Origin of the sequence: Agriterribacter sp. (genome assembly GCF_035497235.1) — a bacterium.
Taxonomy (GTDB): Bacteria; Bacteroidota; Bacteroidia; order Chitinophagales; family Chitinophagaceae; genus Agriterribacter.
In genome coordinates this window covers 231503-250168 of record NZ_DATJEB010000013.1, presented here as the reverse complement: position 1 = coordinate 250168, position 18666 = coordinate 231503, and the positions used below count along the sequence as shown (strand labels likewise).

The 18666-nt window shown below is 44.0% G+C and carries 14 protein-coding genes; 6 read left to right on the top strand and 8 right to left on the bottom strand.

Annotation, left to right across the window (positions count from 1 at the left end):
* The first annotated feature begins 66 nt into the window (after positions 1-66).
* The 6 genes from VL121_RS04030 to VL121_RS04005 all read left to right on the top strand — a co-directional run bounded on the left by VL121_RS04030 (position 67) and on the right by VL121_RS04005 (position 5825).
* A complete protein-coding gene (locus VL121_RS04030; protein ID WP_325402411.1) occupies positions 67-1602 on the top strand; it encodes a carbon-nitrogen hydrolase family protein in 1536 nt (511 codons plus the stop codon).
* A 113-nt stretch (positions 1603-1715) separates the two neighbouring features.
* Positions 1716-2174 carry a GNAT family N-acetyltransferase gene (locus VL121_RS04025; protein WP_325402409.1) on the top strand — a complete coding sequence of 153 codons (459 nt, stop codon included), beginning with the start codon at positions 1716-1718 and terminating at the stop codon, positions 2172-2174.
* Positions 2149-2727: a transposase gene (locus VL121_RS04020; protein ID WP_325402407.1), complete on the top strand. Its 579-nt coding sequence runs from the start codon at positions 2149-2151 to the stop codon at positions 2725-2727. The genes VL121_RS04025 and VL121_RS04020 overlap by 26 nt, the downstream gene beginning before the upstream one ends.
* Before the next feature lie 131 nt (positions 2728-2858).
* Entirely contained in the window at positions 2859-3296 is a 438-nt protein-coding gene (locus VL121_RS04015; RefSeq protein ID WP_325402405.1) for a hypothetical protein, read from the top strand.
* Positions 3297-3638: 342 nt separating this feature from the next.
* Entirely contained in the window at positions 3639-4799 is a 1161-nt protein-coding gene (locus VL121_RS04010) for a hypothetical protein (RefSeq protein ID WP_325402403.1), read from the top strand.
* Positions 4800-5360: 561 nt separating this feature from the next.
* A complete protein-coding gene (locus VL121_RS04005) occupies positions 5361-5825 on the top strand; it encodes a hypothetical protein (protein WP_325402401.1) in 465 nt (154 codons plus the stop codon).
* A 208-nt stretch (positions 5826-6033) separates the two neighbouring features.
* On the opposite strand, the gene VL121_RS04000 is transcribed toward VL121_RS04005, so the two are convergent.
* The 8 genes from VL121_RS04000 to VL121_RS03965 form a co-directional block, all read right to left on the bottom strand.
* Positions 6034-6843, bottom strand: coding sequence for a M90 family metallopeptidase (locus VL121_RS04000; RefSeq protein ID WP_325402399.1), 810 nt, complete (start codon positions 6841-6843; stop codon positions 6034-6036).
* A gap of 288 nt (positions 6844-7131) precedes the next feature.
* Entirely contained in the window at positions 7132-7401 is a 270-nt protein-coding gene (locus tag VL121_RS03995; protein WP_325402397.1) for a helix-turn-helix domain-containing protein, read from the bottom strand.
* 14 nt (positions 7402-7415) lie between these two features.
* Positions 7416-7946 carry a hypothetical protein gene (locus VL121_RS03990; RefSeq protein WP_325402395.1) on the bottom strand — a complete coding sequence of 177 codons (531 nt, stop codon included), beginning with the start codon at positions 7944-7946 and terminating at the stop codon, positions 7416-7418.
* 54 nt (positions 7947-8000) lie between these two features.
* Entirely contained in the window at positions 8001-8924 is a 924-nt protein-coding gene (locus VL121_RS03985) for a hydroxypyruvate isomerase family protein (RefSeq protein WP_325402393.1), read from the bottom strand.
* A gap of 65 nt (positions 8925-8989) precedes the next feature.
* Positions 8990-12271, bottom strand: a complete 3282-nt coding sequence (locus VL121_RS03980) for a PVC-type heme-binding CxxCH protein (RefSeq protein WP_325402391.1) — start codon at positions 12269-12271, stop codon at positions 8990-8992.
* A 76-nt stretch (positions 12272-12347) separates the two neighbouring features.
* Complete coding sequence (locus VL121_RS03975; protein ID WP_325402389.1) at positions 12348-15395, bottom strand: PVC-type heme-binding CxxCH protein; 3048 nt, start codon at positions 15393-15395, stop codon at positions 12348-12350.
* A gap of 13 nt (positions 15396-15408) precedes the next feature.
* Entirely contained in the window at positions 15409-16881 is a 1473-nt protein-coding gene (locus tag VL121_RS03970) for a hypothetical protein (protein WP_325402387.1), read from the bottom strand.
* Between the two features lie 5 nt (positions 16882-16886).
* Entirely contained in the window at positions 16887-18371 is a 1485-nt protein-coding gene (locus VL121_RS03965; protein WP_325402385.1) for a hypothetical protein, read from the bottom strand.
* Positions 18372-18666 lie beyond the last annotated feature (295 nt).

Genomic DNA, 18666 nt, shown 5'->3' with positions numbered 1-18666 from the left:
ATGGCCTCTTTACAGTCAGGATGATATATATTTATTTCCGGAGCTTTCCGTATAAACGTACAATATATGACCATAGAGCAAATAGAGATAGGCGGGTTGCATTTTGAAGATTACCGGCAATTGCTGGAAGCCATGAAAGCCTCTTACGGCGGCTGGCAGGGCGGCTACTGGAGCCCCGGCGCTATCGAAAGATTGATTGATAAATTTCCAGAAGGCCAGATCGTTATAAAAGTGGACGGCGTGGTGGTGGGATGCGGGTTATCCATTATTGTAGATTATAAAAGATTTGGCGATAATCATACCTACAAACAGATCACGGGTAATTATACCTTCAATACGCATGATCCCAAAGGAGATGTGTTGTATGGCATAGAAATATTCATTCATCCCGATTACCGCGGCCTGCGGCTGGGCAGAAGATTATACGATGCCCGTAAAGATCTTTGCGAAAACCTGAACCTGAGAGCTATCGTGTTTGGCGGAAGACTGCCCGAATACCATGCATACGCGGATACGTTAAGCCCTAAGGAATATATCGCTAAAGTAAAAAGTAAGGAGATATACGACCCCGTGCTGAGCTTCCAGCTCGCCAACGATTTTCATGTGGTAAAGGTATTGCACAACTACCTGCCGGAGGATGAGCAAAGCAAAGAGTTTGCTACCCTGCTGCAATGGTTTAATGTATATTATGTTCCCGACCCCAAACACCTGTTTAATGTAAAAACATTTGTTCGGCTGGGATTAATACAATGGCAGATGCGACCCTATAACGATTTAGATGAATTGTTTCGCCAGGCAGAGTATTTTGTGGATTCCGTTTCCGCGTACAAAAGCGATTTCGCACTGTTCCCGGAACTGTTCAACGGCCCGCTGCTGGCAGGTTTTAATGAAATGCCGGAGGCAGAAGCCATGCGGTCACTGGCGCAATATACGCCGGATATTAAAACCCGTTTCCAGGAGCTGGCCATCCGCTATAATGTAAATATCATTACCGGCAGTCTGCCCAGTATTGAAGGGGAGTCCTTGAAAAATATTGGCTTTCTATGTCACCGTAATGGCGCTGTTGACCAGTACGAAAAAATACATATTACACCCGATGAAGCCAAACACTGGGGAATAAAGGGTGGCAATAGTGTGAAAGTATTTGATACCGATGCCGGCAAAATTGGCATCCTCATATGTTATGATGTAGAATTTCCCGAACTGCCCAGGTTATTGAGCGAAGAAGGCATGCAGATATTATTTGTTCCGTTCCTTACCGATACGCAAAATGCTTATATGCGGGTACGACTGTGTTCGCAGGCACGCGCCATAGAAAATGAGTGTTACGTAGCCATTACCGGTAGTGTGGGCAATCTGCCCAAAGTGGAGAACATGGATATTCAATATTCCCAGGCAGCCGTGTTCACTCCCAGCGATTTCACCTTTCCTTCCAACTGCATTATCAGTGAAGCCACAGCCAATACCGAAATGATACTGATAGCGGGCGTTGACCTGTCTTTATTGGATGAACTGCACAGTTATGGCAGCGTAAGAAATTTGAAAGACAGGCGAAAAGATTTTTATGAGCTGAAGCTGATAGATAATAAAAGAAAAGAATAGCGGGTACCCGGCAGTCTGCTTACAAAATACGGAGGCTTCCTGAAATTTTATTCAGGACCGGGCATCCCCGTTGTAATGCAAATACCCGTCACGTTTGCTATAAAGTCACGCATATGCTTACAATAATAAGAACCAACTCGGACAATAACGACTTTATTGAACTCGTAAAACAGCTTGATGCGGATTTAGCCGAAAGGGACGGGACGGATCATTTATTTTATGCACAGTTCAATACCATTCACAAGATCAAGTACGTAATTATTGCCTACGAAAACGATAAACCAATCGCTTGCGGTGCATTAAAAGCATATAGTTCTGGCAGCATGGAAATAAAACGAATGTACACCTCGCCAGACAGCAGGGGAAAAGGCGTTGCCGGTAAGGTATTGGGTGAATTAGAAATATGGGCAACCGAATTGCACTGTAGAAAGTGCATATTAGAAACAGGAAAAAAACAACCCGAAGCCATCGCGCTGTACCAAAAGAATGGATATAGTATTATCCCAAATTACGGACAATATGAAGGCGTTGAAAACAGTGTATGTTTTGAAAAGGATATCAGCCGAGAGTGAAATGAACAGGTATAATCCCAATATTCACCATCGCAAATCCATTCGCCTGAAAGGATACGATTATTCACAGGCAGGGTTGTATTTCATTACCATTTGCGTGCATAACCGCCAATGTTTGTTTGGGGAAATTGTAAATGATGAAATGATTTTAAATGATTTCGGCAATATTGCGCACCACCATTGGGAAAAATTATCAGAACGGTTTCAAAATTTTGAATTGGATGTTTTTCAAATAATGCCCAATCATATGCACGGAATTATTTTTTTAACCAATCCCGTGGGGGCAGGGTTCACCCCTGCCCCAAACCCCAATAAGGGGGCAACCGAGAGGGTTGCCCCTACGGTTGCCGACATTTTTGGTACATATAAATCATTGGTATCAAACGAATGCCTGGAAATATTCAAACAAAAATTTCCAGGTGATTACATGGGTAAATTATGGCAACGGAATTACCACGACCATATCATTCGTGATGAACAATCCTACCATCGCATTGCGAATTACATCATCAAGAATCCCCAAAATTGGAAAAACGATAAATTCCGGAAATAATAATGAAGGCTGTAATTCTCCTGCGCCAGCACCCCATTAAAAAAAATATCCTGCCCTGATTTCGTGTTGTCCCTTACGGGCTGCGTAATGGCAGCAGAAATCCAGGTGAAGATGCATTAGTCGTTTTTCAAATGACAGGGAACACGCAATCACCTGCAGGCAGGCTTCATGCGCTGTGGACAATTGAAGGATTAGATGAGCTCCGTGCCGGGCATATCATAAAAGCGCTGCATGATACCATAGCAGGCATTCGTGAAAACGCGATCCGCCTGGCTGAACCTTTTCTTACTACAAACCCTGAACTGGCAAACGAATTGTATGCGCTTCAAAACAACGACAATGCCAGGGTTCGCTTTCAATTAGCCTGTACCCCCGGTTATATCAATACAACGGAAACACTCACCGCTATTACCTTAAACAATTATGGCGGACAAAAAACAACCATTGCCCGGCACGATATACAATCGCTGAAAGCACTGGGCATGTCGGCCATGCCGGCCGGGCTGGAAAAGCAGATCACGCCACAGCAAATGTCCAACCTGCTGGCATTTATACAGGAGGCGAAATAAGATGATGGATGAATTGGAGCAATTTGACAGTGCATTAAAGATTTAAACAGCCTGGGGTTAATCGTACGATAAGAGGAAGGTCAATACGGGTAATGATTTGCACTTGAAACAACACCCCGCGGAGGTGTTGAAAACATATGAACTGTAGTTCTATTAAAGGAAATTCACCTGTCTGAAATAACCGCCCATGGCTCCGATTTTGGAATAGTATCTTATGATAACCAAGCAGGCTATGGGTTTCCGTAACAGTTAACTAATTTAGCCCATTCATATCTTAACATTTAACCCCTCAATTTCTACACTGAAAACACCGGGAATTTAATTGTTAATAAAAAAAACCTTATGCTCCAAAAAATTTTCAGGTTACAACCCTTAGTCCTTATGCTGTTATTCTTTTACGGCTGTCACAAAGAAACAAGTTATAGCACCCTTTCCGGGAAAAATGGCAACACCAGTGCCACAATGAAGGCAGGAGACCAAATGCCTCTCCTGATTACAGATGGTGAATGCCCTCCCGTTGTAAAAGAACTTAAAGATGCATCTTCTTATGTGGATCCGTTGACCGGACCTAACCCGGAAGACCTTTATGGCACTATTATGATTACCGATATGGGTAATGCAATTGAAGTTAGGATTGAAGCTAAAACCGGCTATTTCATTGAACGAATCAATGTTTCTTATGGTAGCCTTACTGAAGTTCAAAACGCAACTGCGAACTGGGAGGCATGTTCGGGAACAGGCTTGTTCAACGGCAACTACATATATTCCGATAAAAAGACGACTGAAATTTTTACAATACCTGCTTCGGCCCTTGGCGCAGACGGTTGTATCTGGTTCGCTGCCAATGTGGGTGTATACAGTATAAATAGTATAGTAAGGTGTGCGTATGGTTATCCGGCCGATGCACCGGATGCCAACAATGAATGGAAAGGTGCATTTACATTTTGCAGGTGTGCTCCACCACCTTCTGCCGACTGCGGGCAATTAAGAACGCAAACACCCGGAGGCTGGGGAGCTGTACCTAAGGGTAATAATCCCGGTGCGTATTTGCACTCAAATTTCGCGGCTGCATTTCCTGACGGACTGTACATTGGCTGTTACCCCGGTAACTATTATGTAAAACTAACTTCGGCCCAGGCAGTTACTGATTATTTACCTGCGGGAGGCACCCCGGCGACATTGTCGGCCAATTATACAAACCCATCTGCTAAAGCATTAAAAAATACACTTGTCAGTCATTTAACTGCCCTAACACTAAGCGTTGGTTTCGATAATTACGATCCGGCATTTGGCACTGCAGGAACTGGTCTTGGGAGCATGATAATCACATCCGGTGGCTTTGCCAACCAGCCTGTATCGGCCTTCCTGGAAGAAGCCAATAAGGTATTGGGCGGATGCAGCACCAGCTATACCGTTGAGCAGGTTCTTGAAACCGCTTCTAAAATCAATGAGAATTATACGGATGGAAAGATGGATAATGGATATCTCTCCTGCCCTGAATAATGATAATGATATTAACTGTTTTGCAAAACCCTTCTTGTAAAAAAGAAGGGTTTACTTTTATGCATTCATTTAGTTGTAAGCATCTGAATCCCTGGTAAAATCTTTTGGGTGCATTCCAAATTGTTGCATTACTTTTCTCCATGTGGGCGGTGAAGACACCGCCCACGGCGGGCCGCCCCGGCTGGTGTCCCCACCAGCCGGCGACAATTTGGAATGCATCCAATCTTTTTCATTTTAAAAATAAATGAATAAATTTGATAAGCGTTTCAATCCGTAGCATTCACCCGGTATTCATTTGATATAAAGATTCACGAAGTTCGCGAGGCGACTACTAAATACACTAAGAGGATTCACAATGTTTCGGACCATATTGATAAATTCTCTGAATTTATTTCATCAAAATATAATATCTTTATAATTACAAAAGACAATTCAAAAGAATTAATTGCAAAGTTTTCGCCATACTGCTTTAACTTAGATTTTTGCTGCCAATTATATTTTAAATACCCGATTACGCTCACATTTTTTGGTGAAACAAAATATTCTACAACACAACACTCAATGCAATCTTATGCAAAAAAATCAGATAAAATAATTTTCAACTTAGAGAACTTAGAAAGCTTTAAAAAAACGTTTGAGCTGTGTATAGGCAATATTATCGACAAAAAGAAAAAGCATATGCTTGCTTCTTTAATAAATGTCACATGCTTGCAAACTTTTAATCCAGGGCTAATTTGTTCTACTTACGTAACTATTCTGGAAAGTTTATTTGCAAATGAGAACACGGAAATAACTTATAGAATTGCATTAAGGTTAACAAAATACCTCAAAAAAGATCATGACTTTTTTAAAAGAATAAAAGTTTTTTACCAAAAAAGAAGCACTTATTACCATACTGGGGAAATAAAATTCTCTTACGATGATGAAAAATATTTAAGTGCTTTATCAAGGCAATTAATTATAGATTTTCTTCAAAATCCAGGAAATTTTGATACAGTAAATCTTGACACGTTATTACTTTCATAATTATTTATTTTGGCAACTTAGAACATGCGGTTCCCAAGTGGTGGGAGTATAGCTCAATCGGATAATGGCAAGCAAGTTTCGGCAGACGGATTTCTTACATCCCATTTGTGCAAAGCCGTGGACGTTATCTGCAACATTTTAAAAATTCAATCTAACGCCAGGTAGTAAAAGAATCGTTACTTTCTTCACACATTGACAAAGACTTTGGTCATTTACTCATATCCTTTGCCACTTGCTTTTCTTTAGCTCCTGGTTGCTGGTTAAATATCTTTTCCATTAATGCAAATAATTCGGGGTGCCTGACTTCAAAAAGATCCGGGCGTTTAAAAAAATATTCTGCAGCCACAGCAAAAAATTCCGCCTGGCTGGCAGCGCCATAAATATCAATATCCGAATTACCTGATTTTATATCATGGATGGCCTCGCTCATATATTTGATCCATGGAATGGTATATTGACGCTGTACCAGGGCTTCGGGAATGCCATCGGTTGCGCCATCAGCTTTGTCAAGCAAATGCACAAACTCATGGATGCCGGTATTGTTTTTTTCTCCTTCATTTTGAAAGCCCTGCCGGAGTGCAGGTTTCGATAAGATCATCATCTGTTGGAGGGCGCCTGTGCCAACCATACCAAGGGTATTGCGTTCGTTGCCCGTTGTGGAAAAATCTTCTGTATTAAACCTGTCACCATACAATAACACATCTTTCAAATTATAGTAGCGCCATTTATCAAATCCAAAAACAGGTATTACAGCGCTGCTGGCCACCAGTACTTTGTCCAGGTCTTCCACTTCGGTATTAACCCCATGAATACGGATATATAAAAGAAATTCCTTTACTTTTTTTTCAAATATCGTTTTTTGTTCAGGCGCCAACTCCCGGTAATAAGCTACATGACCTGATAACAGTTGGGGAATATTATCGGGTACTGCAAATACATATCGTTTTCTCTTCCTTATTACAAAGAATAAAGCGATACATAAAGCGAAAAACAAAACAGATGCTATTAACGCCGTCATGGGCCAAAGTTAGGTAGTTGCTTTGCTTCGGCGCTGTAAAAGCATGCTTATTAGCAATACAAAGAATTAAATAGTAAATGACAAGAACCCAATAAATTATAAATGCTAAATCCGAAGTGCTAAATCCGAAATTCGAAGGAAAATCCAACGATAAACCACAAACTAAAAATCCGATGGAGGCTGCCGGCAATCAGCTATGAGCCACAATCAATATTAAAAAGAAGCGTTCATCCCATCGTTAGCAGATACTCAACTGATAGCCGATGGCTGATCGCTGATTGCATAGCATCAAGAAGCCTTCTTAACATAAATGATTGGCTCGCCCAATTGAGCTTCCAGCTTAGCGATAGTTTTAAGCGTAAGATTGTGATTTCCCTTAAGCCATTTATTGATTTCAGAAGGTCGTTTATTCAGCTTCTCTGCCAGGTCTTTCTGTGTGTACCCCTTAGCCTTTATAAGCTCATTTATCCTGATAATAATATCGGTATACTGACGCACAAAAATGCGTAACTCTTCAGGCGTTTCACTTTGTATCTTTTTGGCAACTTTACTTCTCATAAAAAATCTTCGTTTTATAAGATAATTTCCTCATCTCCGTTTGCTGCTAATAGTTTTCGGTTTTTAGAATCAATTATTATTTCTTTATCTCTTATTGCTTCTTCAATTCTTCTGGCAAATTGACACGCTTCAATCCACTTTAGGTTGAGGCCCTTACTTGCCTGGTTTGTTTGGGCTGATTTTATGCCGCCATTAAATAATACAACCAAATCCTTCCGGTTCTTTATCCTTAATGCATACAGCCTTAACGGAAAATTGGGATAAAGAAACATAATGCCTCCTACATTGACTTTTCCTTTATTCGGCAACCCAACCACTTCCTGCTCAAACCTGTTAAATAAAATATCTATTGCTCCATGATCATCACCTATACTATCCAATACAAAACTTAGCAGTTTTTGAACTTCACTTTTCAGCTCAGTAACTGCATCATATTTGGTAAAGAACTTATCGGTTTCATTATGCCTGGCATCTTCCCATCTAACGGTATAAAAGGTACATTTAGCACCTTCATCATCCCATATTTCTAATGCAAAGGTATTCACTTATAAGTTAATTTCCAATTAATAGCTAAATTTCAAAACAGAATTATAAGCCCTTTACTTCGGATCAATAGACCGATAAGCTTTTAATACAGCCAGCTCTCCTTCCCTGCCGGGCTTGCTGATGCTGTGTTCCATGCCCATAAACCCACGGTAACCTTTATTGTAAACATGTTGGAGCACATTAACAAAATTGATTTCCCCCGTGGTAGGTTCATTACGCCCCGGTGTATCGCCAATCTGTATATAAGCGATCTCATCCCAGGCGTAGTCGAGGGTAGGAATGATATTTCCTTCTTCAATCTGCACATGGTAAAAATCAAAAAGCACTTTTACAGAAGGGCTTCCCACCGCTTTTGCCAGTGCATAGGCCTGGGGGATAGTATGCAAAAACATACCGGGATGATTGATCCGGTGGTTCATGCTTTCCATTACCATCACCAAACCGTGCGGCTCGTAAATTTCGGCTATACGTTTCAGTAATTCAATCGCATTGGCCATCTGGAAATCATCGGGAAGTTTGGGATCGGCCATACCCAGCACATTATGAATAAATTTGGTATTCATCCGTTTGGCTACATCCACCGACGCACGAACATCACTCAGCACTTTTTCGCGTAAGGCGGCATCCCTCCCTGCAAAAGTTACGTGCTCAAAAGTATGGGTACCTACAAATTGCCCGAACTCCATACCCAGTTGCTGCATGGTTTTGCTGATGCGCTCCTGTTCCTCCACGCTCCTGTTTTTCAGGAAGGTATTCTCCCATGCCCGGAACCCCTGGTCGTAGCCCCATTTAATCTTATCCACCACATCCTTTCCCGGCAGATTAGAAAAAATATTAAAATCGGGAGAGAACTTCATCCTGAAGGGTGGCTCCGCGAAGCTTTTTTCTTTCGGGGAAACCATTGCCAATGGAGCCTGGGCGGCGGTTAATGCCGCTGCGCCGGTGAGCATTCCATTGATAAATTGACGTCGTTGCATAGTCGAAAATTTAAAGCATTTATATTGATGTGTTCGGGTTTACCGGAACTATTATATTCCAATCATTACCTCAATAACTGCTGATCATTTTCCGGGTCCTGGTCCTGACCCAGAATAAAGGCCATAAGGTCGGCCATTTCCTGGCTGTTTAACAATTGATCAAAGCCCTGTGGCATCAGCGACATATCCAGTATCTCCGTTGACGCAATATCTGCACGTGGAATACGAACAGCAGTTTGAGCAGAAGTAGCAAGAATAATTTCATCGGGGGTTCTTTCTTTGATGATGCCTGTGTGCCCGCCCCCTTTCGTTTTCACCCGATAGCTTTCAAATTCCCTTACAAAACTGGCACTGGGGTACACAATGGCTTCCAAAAGATCGTGTGCCGAGCGGTCGAGCTGAATAGAAGTAAGGTCCGGGCCAAAATGCCCGCCATCGGCTCCAATGGTATGACAGGTTGCACAGGTAGCTTTTCCAAAAAATAATATACGGCCGCGGTCAAGTGAGCCGTTGGGAATATTCTTTTCCAATGCCTCAAGCCGTTTTAAACGATCGGCTCTCACTTCATTCAGTTTCGCCATGAGCTGATCTGTAGCGGGTTTGATTGTGTTAGGATATTGTTCAAAAACCTTTTGAAGATATTCGGGTGTAAAACCGGAGAGGCTTGAAGACCGCGTTAATGCTGAAGCCAATGCATTACCTATTTCAGCAGCATGTTTTCCCTGGAATACAGGAACAAGCCGGGGCAAAATAAAAGCATCTGCTTTAGGAAGAAAATCGGTAGCCAGGTGCAGTAGCTGCTGTTCAGAAAGTTCCCCCTCTGCCAACGTTGAAGCAATCTGCTGACGAACTGCGGCCTCTTTTCCCACCTGCAACTGTTGATACAGGTAATCAAAATTGTGGTTGGTAAACTTTGGCTGTGATTTTAATATAGTAGCAATAGCCTCTACCCTCAGCTCCGTTGAATTTTGTGTATCGTCTGCCACTTGTTGTAACCCGTTGTTCAATGTAGTAATCCCCCGCAAACGGATCAATTGCATAACCTGCGATTTAACTTGTGCGTCCATGCCGCGGGCTAACTGATTTTGAAGCTGGTTCGTCCATGCATCCGGAAATTTTTCAACCTTGCAGGCTTCCATTGAACCGAGGAGGAAAAGCTTATGCGCCGGCGTTGCCGTTGTAAACTGATCCGCTATAAATTGCTGCATACGGATATCGCCACAAAATGAAACCAGTATATTGCTGAAGAGTTGTTCTTCCTCCTTGCTTAACGGAGCACGCTGAAAACGGCTGCTTAAAAACTGTACCATATCAGCCGACCATTCGGGATGATGAGCCGCTACCCATAAGGCGGTATGCTTTAACGATATATTATTGGCGGTAAGAAAAGGTGTGAGTTGCTTTGCCTGCAAAGTAGATGAAGGCATCTGGTCGAGCGCTATAAGCGCTGCTTCCTGCACTCCGGCGGAAGCAGCGGCAAGCCCTGACGCAACCAGCGCCGGTTCATTAATGGAAATGAGCGCATAAATAATGGCATGGCGGATAAACCGGTCTTCTGTATCGCCGGCCGCGGCAAGTAAAGCTTCAACGGCTTTTTTATCTTTGATTTGTCCGAGTGCCGTAGCCGCCTGCCGGCGTACTGCGGGGTCGCTTTTGGCCACCAGTTCCATCAGCTTATCCACTGCCTGAACATCCTTTGCCAGTCCGGCCGCACGTGCCGCGGCTATACGCACCTGTTGGTCTGTATCACTTAATGCAGTTCTCACTGCTGCCATCGCTCCGGGTGTGCCTACCCGGTAAAGTGCAAATACCGCTTTTACTTTTGCTTCTACCGGCTGAGATTGCTGAAGTACAGTTTTAATTGATTCAATAGCAGCATCACCGGCATCTACCAGCCGTTGTACGGCACGATCGCTTACAAAAGCGTTACCGGATGCAAGGTGCTTCACCGCATCGTTGGGCTGAAGGTTTGCCCACTGCACGGCATTGCCATAAGGGTCATCCGCTTTTTTTACTCCGTTGCGGCGTACCCGGTAGATTGATCCTTTTAGTTCGGGTTTGGATACCTGCGATAACGGACATCCCTTGATGAACCACCCACCGGTTTCTACCACGAGTAAACTTCCATCCGCATCTTCCAGCACATCTGTAGGATGAAAATCTTCGTTATCGGACCAAAAAAAAGGTTCATCTTCCGTACGGAAAGACGCGCCTTCCCTGGATAGTTTATGCCTGATAATGCGATGCGTATTGAACTGGGCGCTGAACAGGTTATCTTTAAAATCATCCCCCAGTACGGTATTCCTGTAACGGCCAATGCCTGCCGGCGATACGCGGGAGTATTTACTCACCACCGGCATCAGGTCGCCCGTACGTACCAGCTTATCGCGGTCAATATTGCTATTGGGTTTCGGGTATACGCCGCCTTCCGTCCAGTACACCAATGCATCGCGTTCACCCGCTTTGGGATCCGTAAAATAAGTTTCCGTGCCAATAGGTTCGCCCGCTGCTGTAAAAGTAAGTTCAACGGGGTTATTCATTCCGCCGGCGGATATCCATTCCAATCCTGAGCCGTCCGTACGCACACGCCAGATACGCGCTGTTTCACCTTTCATCCTTTCTCCTTCCTTACTGGTTACATCAAACCCCATAATAGCGCTGGTCATGTACAACCAGCCATCGGGCGCCATAAAAGGACCGATGAGGCTGTTGGCATTTACATTAAGTGTCCACCCGCTTAGCAGCACCTCCCGCTTGTCGGCTACACCATCGCCATCCGTATCAGTAAATTTCAGCAGGTCGGGCGCTGAAGTAGCGTACAAACTTCCTTTATAAAAAACGCCGCCCTGTGGAAATCCAACCTTATCGGCAAAGATGGTGCTCTTATCATATACGCCATCGCCATTGGTATCTTCCAGGAGCTTGATCCTGAACTTTGGATTCTTCAATGCGGAGTCCGTTTTAGCGTATACATTACCGGTAGATTCAAAAACAAAGAGCCTGCCTGTTTCATCTAATGTAGCGAACATAGGATAATCTAAAAGATCGGGCCCTGCCGCTACTTCTACCGTATACCCTTCGGGTACCTGCGGCAGGTTTGCCTGCGTGGCAGATTGCTCTCCGCAAGAGGAACAAAAAAAGACAATTGAAATGAGAGCAACCCAAAACAATTGAGTGCATTTCAAATTGTCGCCGGTTCGTGAAGACACGAACCGGGGCAACCAGACGATTGAAACGAGAGCAACCCCCAATAATTGGATGGACTTCTTGTCGCCGTTTAGTGGAGACTCAAACCTGGGCAGCCGGAGAACCGGAAATGCTTTGCTGAACTGATTATTTTTTTCCATTTTCAAACCTTTAAAATAATAATTTCATTCTTATAATAAAGAGGACGAATACCGCAATATTTACCATGTATATTTTTCATTCGTGCCTGCTGTTTCGTAAAAAAGCAATCAGGTCGGCCATTTGCTGCGGATTGATCTGAGCTCCCAAGCCGGGCATGAGCGACATATTCAGTGCTTTTATAGATTTAATATCCTGGCGATTGATTGTTTTTTCGATGCCCGGGGCGCTGTGTATGGTAATGGCCGCCGAGGTTTCATTCCTGATCATTCCCTGGAGCGTACCACCTTCATTCAATTGCAGTTCCCAAAGATCAAAACCCTGGGCAATAGAAAAATTAGGATCAAGCACATTCACCATAATATCCTTAGCAAGCCAGTTGTGTATGGTTCCCAAATCCGGACCAAACGCTATGCCCGATGCTCCTCTCACCTGATGACAAATAGCGCAGTTCTGCGTATACACTACCTTCCCCTTTGCTTTGTTACCTGGCAATTCCAGCGCTTTCTGATACTCAAGGTTCGTTTTTTGGAAATCATTTTTAGTGAGTAAAGCGCGGGCGCGATTTCTGAGTTTTTCATCTTCATTGCTCATGAGTTGCACCCTGCGGTTCCAGCTAATGCTGGTTGGCGCAACTTGTTTTTTCTCAACAGCATCCAGCAGTAACCGTATCCGTTCTTCATCCTGCATAAAAACAGGCAGCGCCGCATCGCGTATGCCTGGCGTCAGCACATCCCATTGTTGCAGCAGGTAAGTAGAAACGTTAGTGCCGGGCAGTTTAGCTAATATTTTAATGGCCGCAATTTGCACTGATGGCTGTTCCTGCGGAACGATTAATCCTTTTAATATATTACCGTAGGGGGCAGCATCGCTCAAGGCTAAAAAATGAACGGCTTCTTCTCTTCGCTCCTCCTGTAGTTTTTTATTTCCGGCTATGGAAACGGCCTTCACAATTCCGGTTTCAATTGTATTCCCTTTGGTTGCGGTAAGCTTTAATAACTGCAGCGCTGCTTTGCGCACTTCCGCATCAGGATGTTCAAAAAAGCCATTTACCAAAAGGGGCTGCAGGTTTTGTAAAACAGCGCGTGCGGGCTCATTTCGCTTTAATCCCTCACTCAAACCCTTTAGTACCGGTGCCTGCCAGCTTTCTTCTTTTTTAAAACCCGGAGCAATCGCTTTTTGTATCAGCTTACCAATCGCCTCTTGCGCTTTTCCGGCGCCAATCATTGCGGCAAGTCTTTGTGTTAATGAAGCATAAGCCGGAACATCATTCCTGAAAGTGTTCAGCACTTCTTTCAGCAGGGAACCAGCCTGAGAAGCGGATGCAGATAAAGCGGCTACCTGCATCCATTCATCGCTGAGGTTGCTGAATAAAAGTTTTCGTCTTGCTGTGGCTGCTTCTGCTGTATTAATATATCCAAGGGTACACAACAGTTGAAACCGTACTTTGGGATCAGTATCATTTTGCAATAACAACAGCGTAGTCTCTAATTCCGGAGAAGCTGCTAAATGCAACTCTGCCAGTTTAACAGCATTCTCCTGTACTCCTGCAACAGTATCATGTAACGCCTTTTTTATAAGTTCGGAACTTAGTGCACCCATTCCTTCCAGCGTCCATAGTGCATGCAACCTTCCTAATGGAGCATCCCGGTTTTCACTCATCCTCACCAAAGCAGGTATCGCGGTCTTATCCATCCGGTCAACCAATAAACGTTGCGCATTTTGTCTCCACCAAATATTTTTATCATCCAAATAGTCCACCAATTGCCCTGTAGTAGCATCGCCCAATGCAAGGCCTTTTGTCCAGTTTGCGGCTTTTGTACCGGTGGGTGTAATTCTGTAAATACGGCCCATATTATAGCCATCATATAAACCGCCAGCGGCAACCGCTTCATCCGACATCCACTCGGGATGTTCAATAATACGGCGATAATAATCCAACACATACAAAGCACCATCAGGCCCAACATACATATTTACCGGGCGAGACCAGGCATCGGTTGAAGCTAGAAATTCTTTATCGCTACGATGCCGGCCTGCTATAAAACTACTGCCATTGTCTTTTATAATATCCGCATGAATCAGGTTACTTACCGATTCCGCAACAAAAGCCACATTGCCATCAAAGGGCGAAGGAAAAAGCCCGCCAAGGCTCATGGTTATTCCGCTTGATGAAGTAGTTAAACCGATGGGCGTAAATAATTGGCGATCGGGGTTTTTAGTAATCTGAAAGACCTCTGTAGCATCGCCATGATCTGAAATAGATTGGGTGGCGTTTGAAAGCAACAGTTCGGGATTGCGTTTCAAATAAGGCGCCGCTATCATTTCTTCATAAATATGGTTTTGGTTATGCGTTAAAAAATGATGCCCCCACTGATCGAATGTTTGTCCAAACTGGCTTTTTGCAGCAGTCATTTCCAGTTTTTTATGATCGGGCTGAAACCGAACCGTACGTGCTTCGGCATTTTTAGGTAAGCGTGGTTGATCAGGCTGACCAGGAAAATAAATTTCCGTTCCCTGGTCGCCAAATTCAGTTCCATATTTGCGGGTGCCTATTGCTCCAAAATGCGAGAGATAAATCCAGTTATCCAAACCATATACCGGGTTATTTACATTCACATGGGGGTTGGATAAAGAAAACCCGGTTAACAAAGTGTCCCTCAAGTCAGCGCGGCCATCACCATCCGTATCTTCCAAATAAAGTACATTGGGTGCATCGGTTACTATTACGCCACCCTTCCAGCGTTGTATGCCATTAGGGAACATGAGCTGGTCGGCAAATACAATACTCTTATCCATCTTTCCATCACCATCGGTATCCGTCAATAATTTTATTTTGCCTGTTCTACTATTATCTAATGGATAGCCAGGCATCTCCACCACATAGAGGCATCCGTATTCATCTATTTCCATATCTACCGGGCTGGCAATAAGCGGTTCAGCAGCCAACAGTTCAATAGTAAATCCTTCTTCTATTTCAAATGTAGCAAGTGCAGCTTCAGGTTTTATTGCTCCACCGGTATAAGATAGCGGCGAATTGCCACAGGCTTGCAATACGATCACCAACAAAAAGTAAAAACAAATGCAGTAGCTCCAATGCCCGCATAAGCCGGATAATTTTTTCATTCTTTCAAAGCGTTTACGGGTTGTTTTCTTTATTAAGTAAATCCAACATTTCAAATAGCGATTGAGTGATCTTCACTGATGCCTCTGTTTCGAGGTAGCTTGAACGGGCACGCCATGTTTCATAACCACCCAGTTGGTGCTGCGCCGGCGTGGGCAAATAGCCATTGTACCCATTAGCCAATGAAATTGTGAAGGTGGATTTGAAGGGGCTTTTTGCTTTGATCTCCAAACCGGTTTCCGCAAATACTTCACAAGGAATTGCAGTTATGGCCAAATCGCCTATGCGCATGGACTGAAGGAGGAGTGATACCTGGTTTGGATAATCATTGATTAATACCGTTTCACGGGCGTATAGCGCTTCGGTAGTGGTGAGTACGGATTTGTTTACTTTGGAAAGAATTGTTTTAGCGCGGGTAAGTTCCGTTTTATCGGGCTTGCGTACCATCAATTCAATTTGTTTTTGCTTAACGCTTAAAGGAACCCAGTTTTGATACTTTATTTGCTGTGCTACTTTATATACTTCCGCCGCAATAATATTGGCAACTTTTTGCATTTGATGATAGGGAGGGGAAGACACGGAAGATGCAGCACCGAAATTAATATTATTCACATCGCCGCTGGTACCGTTAGACATGATGGCGACAAACTGATTATGCTGTCTATCCGCATTTAGCAACTGTTGCATACGGCCGGCAAACATACCATAATAATCAGCGGATACTTCGCCTTTACCCACGCCGCCCACATAATGCAGGGAATAATTCGCCAGTATAGCAACAGGCGTTCCATCCAAAGCCTGAATGGAAACCACCGAAATACCAGGATCCTTAGGACCGGCGGGTTCAAGCAGGTTGGGATTACCAACACCTGGGTTCATCTTTACCTTATCTGTATTTCCAAAAGGATTGATCAGCGGTTCACCGGGTTTCATTTTCCAGCGGCGGTTAAATACCTGACCGGCTTCGCTGCCCATGCCCCAGCCAATACGTGCCGGCGCCAGGTTATTATGAGCATTTATAACGGCATCGGCTATGCGACTTTCAAGAAAGCGAAGATAATCAGGATCCGGATCGCTTTGAAAAACCGAACAGGCAGTGCCACCGGAATGCGTATGCGTGGCAGAGACCAGCATATGCTCAACGGGAATATGGGTTATACTGCTTGCGCGGCGTTTGGCTTTATCCAATGTTGCCCGTGAAACCATGCAAAGATCAGCTACGGCAATAGCAAGCTGTGTATTCCCATCATCAAGCACTATACAACGTACATGCGTTTCATCGTGAATATGCTGCACGGTTTCATCGCTAAAATTTCCATTGATGGATGTTCCAACCGCAGGGGTAATATTACTGGTTGACGCTCCTGCACGAAATATCCTGCCCGCATCGGTTTGTGCCGATGCCATACCTGGCAGCGTCAGCAACGCGATACCAATAGCAGCAGCGGCAATCCGGATTGTAATTGGGAAGCCGTTTTTAATTTTCAATATTGTCATTTTGCCTCTTTCCAAAGTTCATCAATCAGCGCTAAAGTGTGTTCCACCAATAGCTGCCCCCCTTCCGGGCCAACCGCGCTACTCTGGCAAACCGCGCTGTATCCGCCACCCGTTACCGCCTTGCTTGTTGGCAAATAAGTACCGGGCCCGGCAAGCTGTATCACAAATGTTTGCAGGGCCTTGCTGCGCGCCTGTATGCGGATGCCATAATCGGTAAACAATTCAAACTGGTTGGTACATATAACAGCATCGCCTATGCGTACCACATGTATTTCCGTTTCATATTGCGGATTCGGGTTCGTCTTTTGCCGCTCATAGCGCTTCACCACATCACCAAACCAGGTCATTTTTGCATGCAACTGATCTGCCATTTTAGGGTCTCTATCTATTTGCCGGGCAGCATCATCCCGCACCTGCATTGAATTTTTGGATTCTTCTTCTGTAATAATACGCATAGGCAGTAGCAGCTTTTCAACTTTATGGATTAAAGGAACATTGGTTTGCGCCTCATTTTTTACCGCCTCATAGGTTTTATCAACCGCCCAAACTATACGCCGGGCTATATCTTCCATACGATCCGTATTGCTCAGTTTCCGCATTCTTTCTTCGGCCTTTTTACGGTACATGGGATGTGGCGACTGATCGCCTGCTGCACCTATCCAGCCGAGTACACAAAGACCGGCGCCATATTTTTTTTGTAAGGAAACGCGTACCAGGTGCCAGTAATCCGCGTTTACCGCAGAACGCCCTTCTACTTCCTGCGCAGGGCAGGCTACATTAATACTCATTGCAATAAGCTTCTTACTATTGTTCCAGAAGAAAAGGGTATTGATATCATGATCTTCATAACCTTCGAGACTCATAAATTCGGGCGTATTGGTTTTGCCGTACATAACCGCAGTTCCATCGGCATATACCGCTCTGCGGTTATAAGCAACTGCTGCCCTGTTCTGCCCCCAGGTAACGCTTCCGGCACTACGGTCTTTCCATGCTTTTACGATGGCTTCAGACACCCGCTGTGTAAATAATTGCAAATATTCCGATACCTGTGAAACGCCTTCTTTTGGTATCTTATATTGAAAGGATACTTTATCCGGATCATCTTCCAGTACGGGCGCCGTGTGGGTGTGCGTGGCATTCAGAATAATATTATTCACGTCAAAGCCAGGCAGGCGTTTGCTTACTTCCGCTCTCACCTGTTGTAAATAATCGGCCGGAATAAAAACCAGGTCGCAGGAAACCATGATGGTTGTTCCCAGCGACCGGCTTCCATCCTTTGATTCCAGCACAATAATGTTGGCGGTTAATGGCGTTTCGGCTTTGTTTGCAATACGTAGTTCAAACTGTCCCATTAATGCTACCGGCAGTTTTGGGGTAATATCCGCAGTTGCTTTTCCAATATACAATTCCGTAGCCTGTACACTGAAAATGCATAACAGGCATACAGAAAGTAAAGCGCGTTTTTGAAAAGATACAGCCATCTTATTTTTTGTTTATTGGTTTGGGGTTAATTGATGCCAGCGCTTAAATACATCTTAAGTATATAATAATTTAACACATAGCTAATAACACAAAAATCAATTCGCACCAATACATTTATATGATTATGCATTCATGAAGAAATTCTTTCAACACATAGGCTCATAGACACATAGATAAAAACACAACGCCTATGTGCACCTATGTGGCTATGTGTTTCCCAAAAACCATTTCAACACACAGTACCATTGATATGTAGTAGCCCATAGACAACAATGTGCACCTATGCATCCCGAA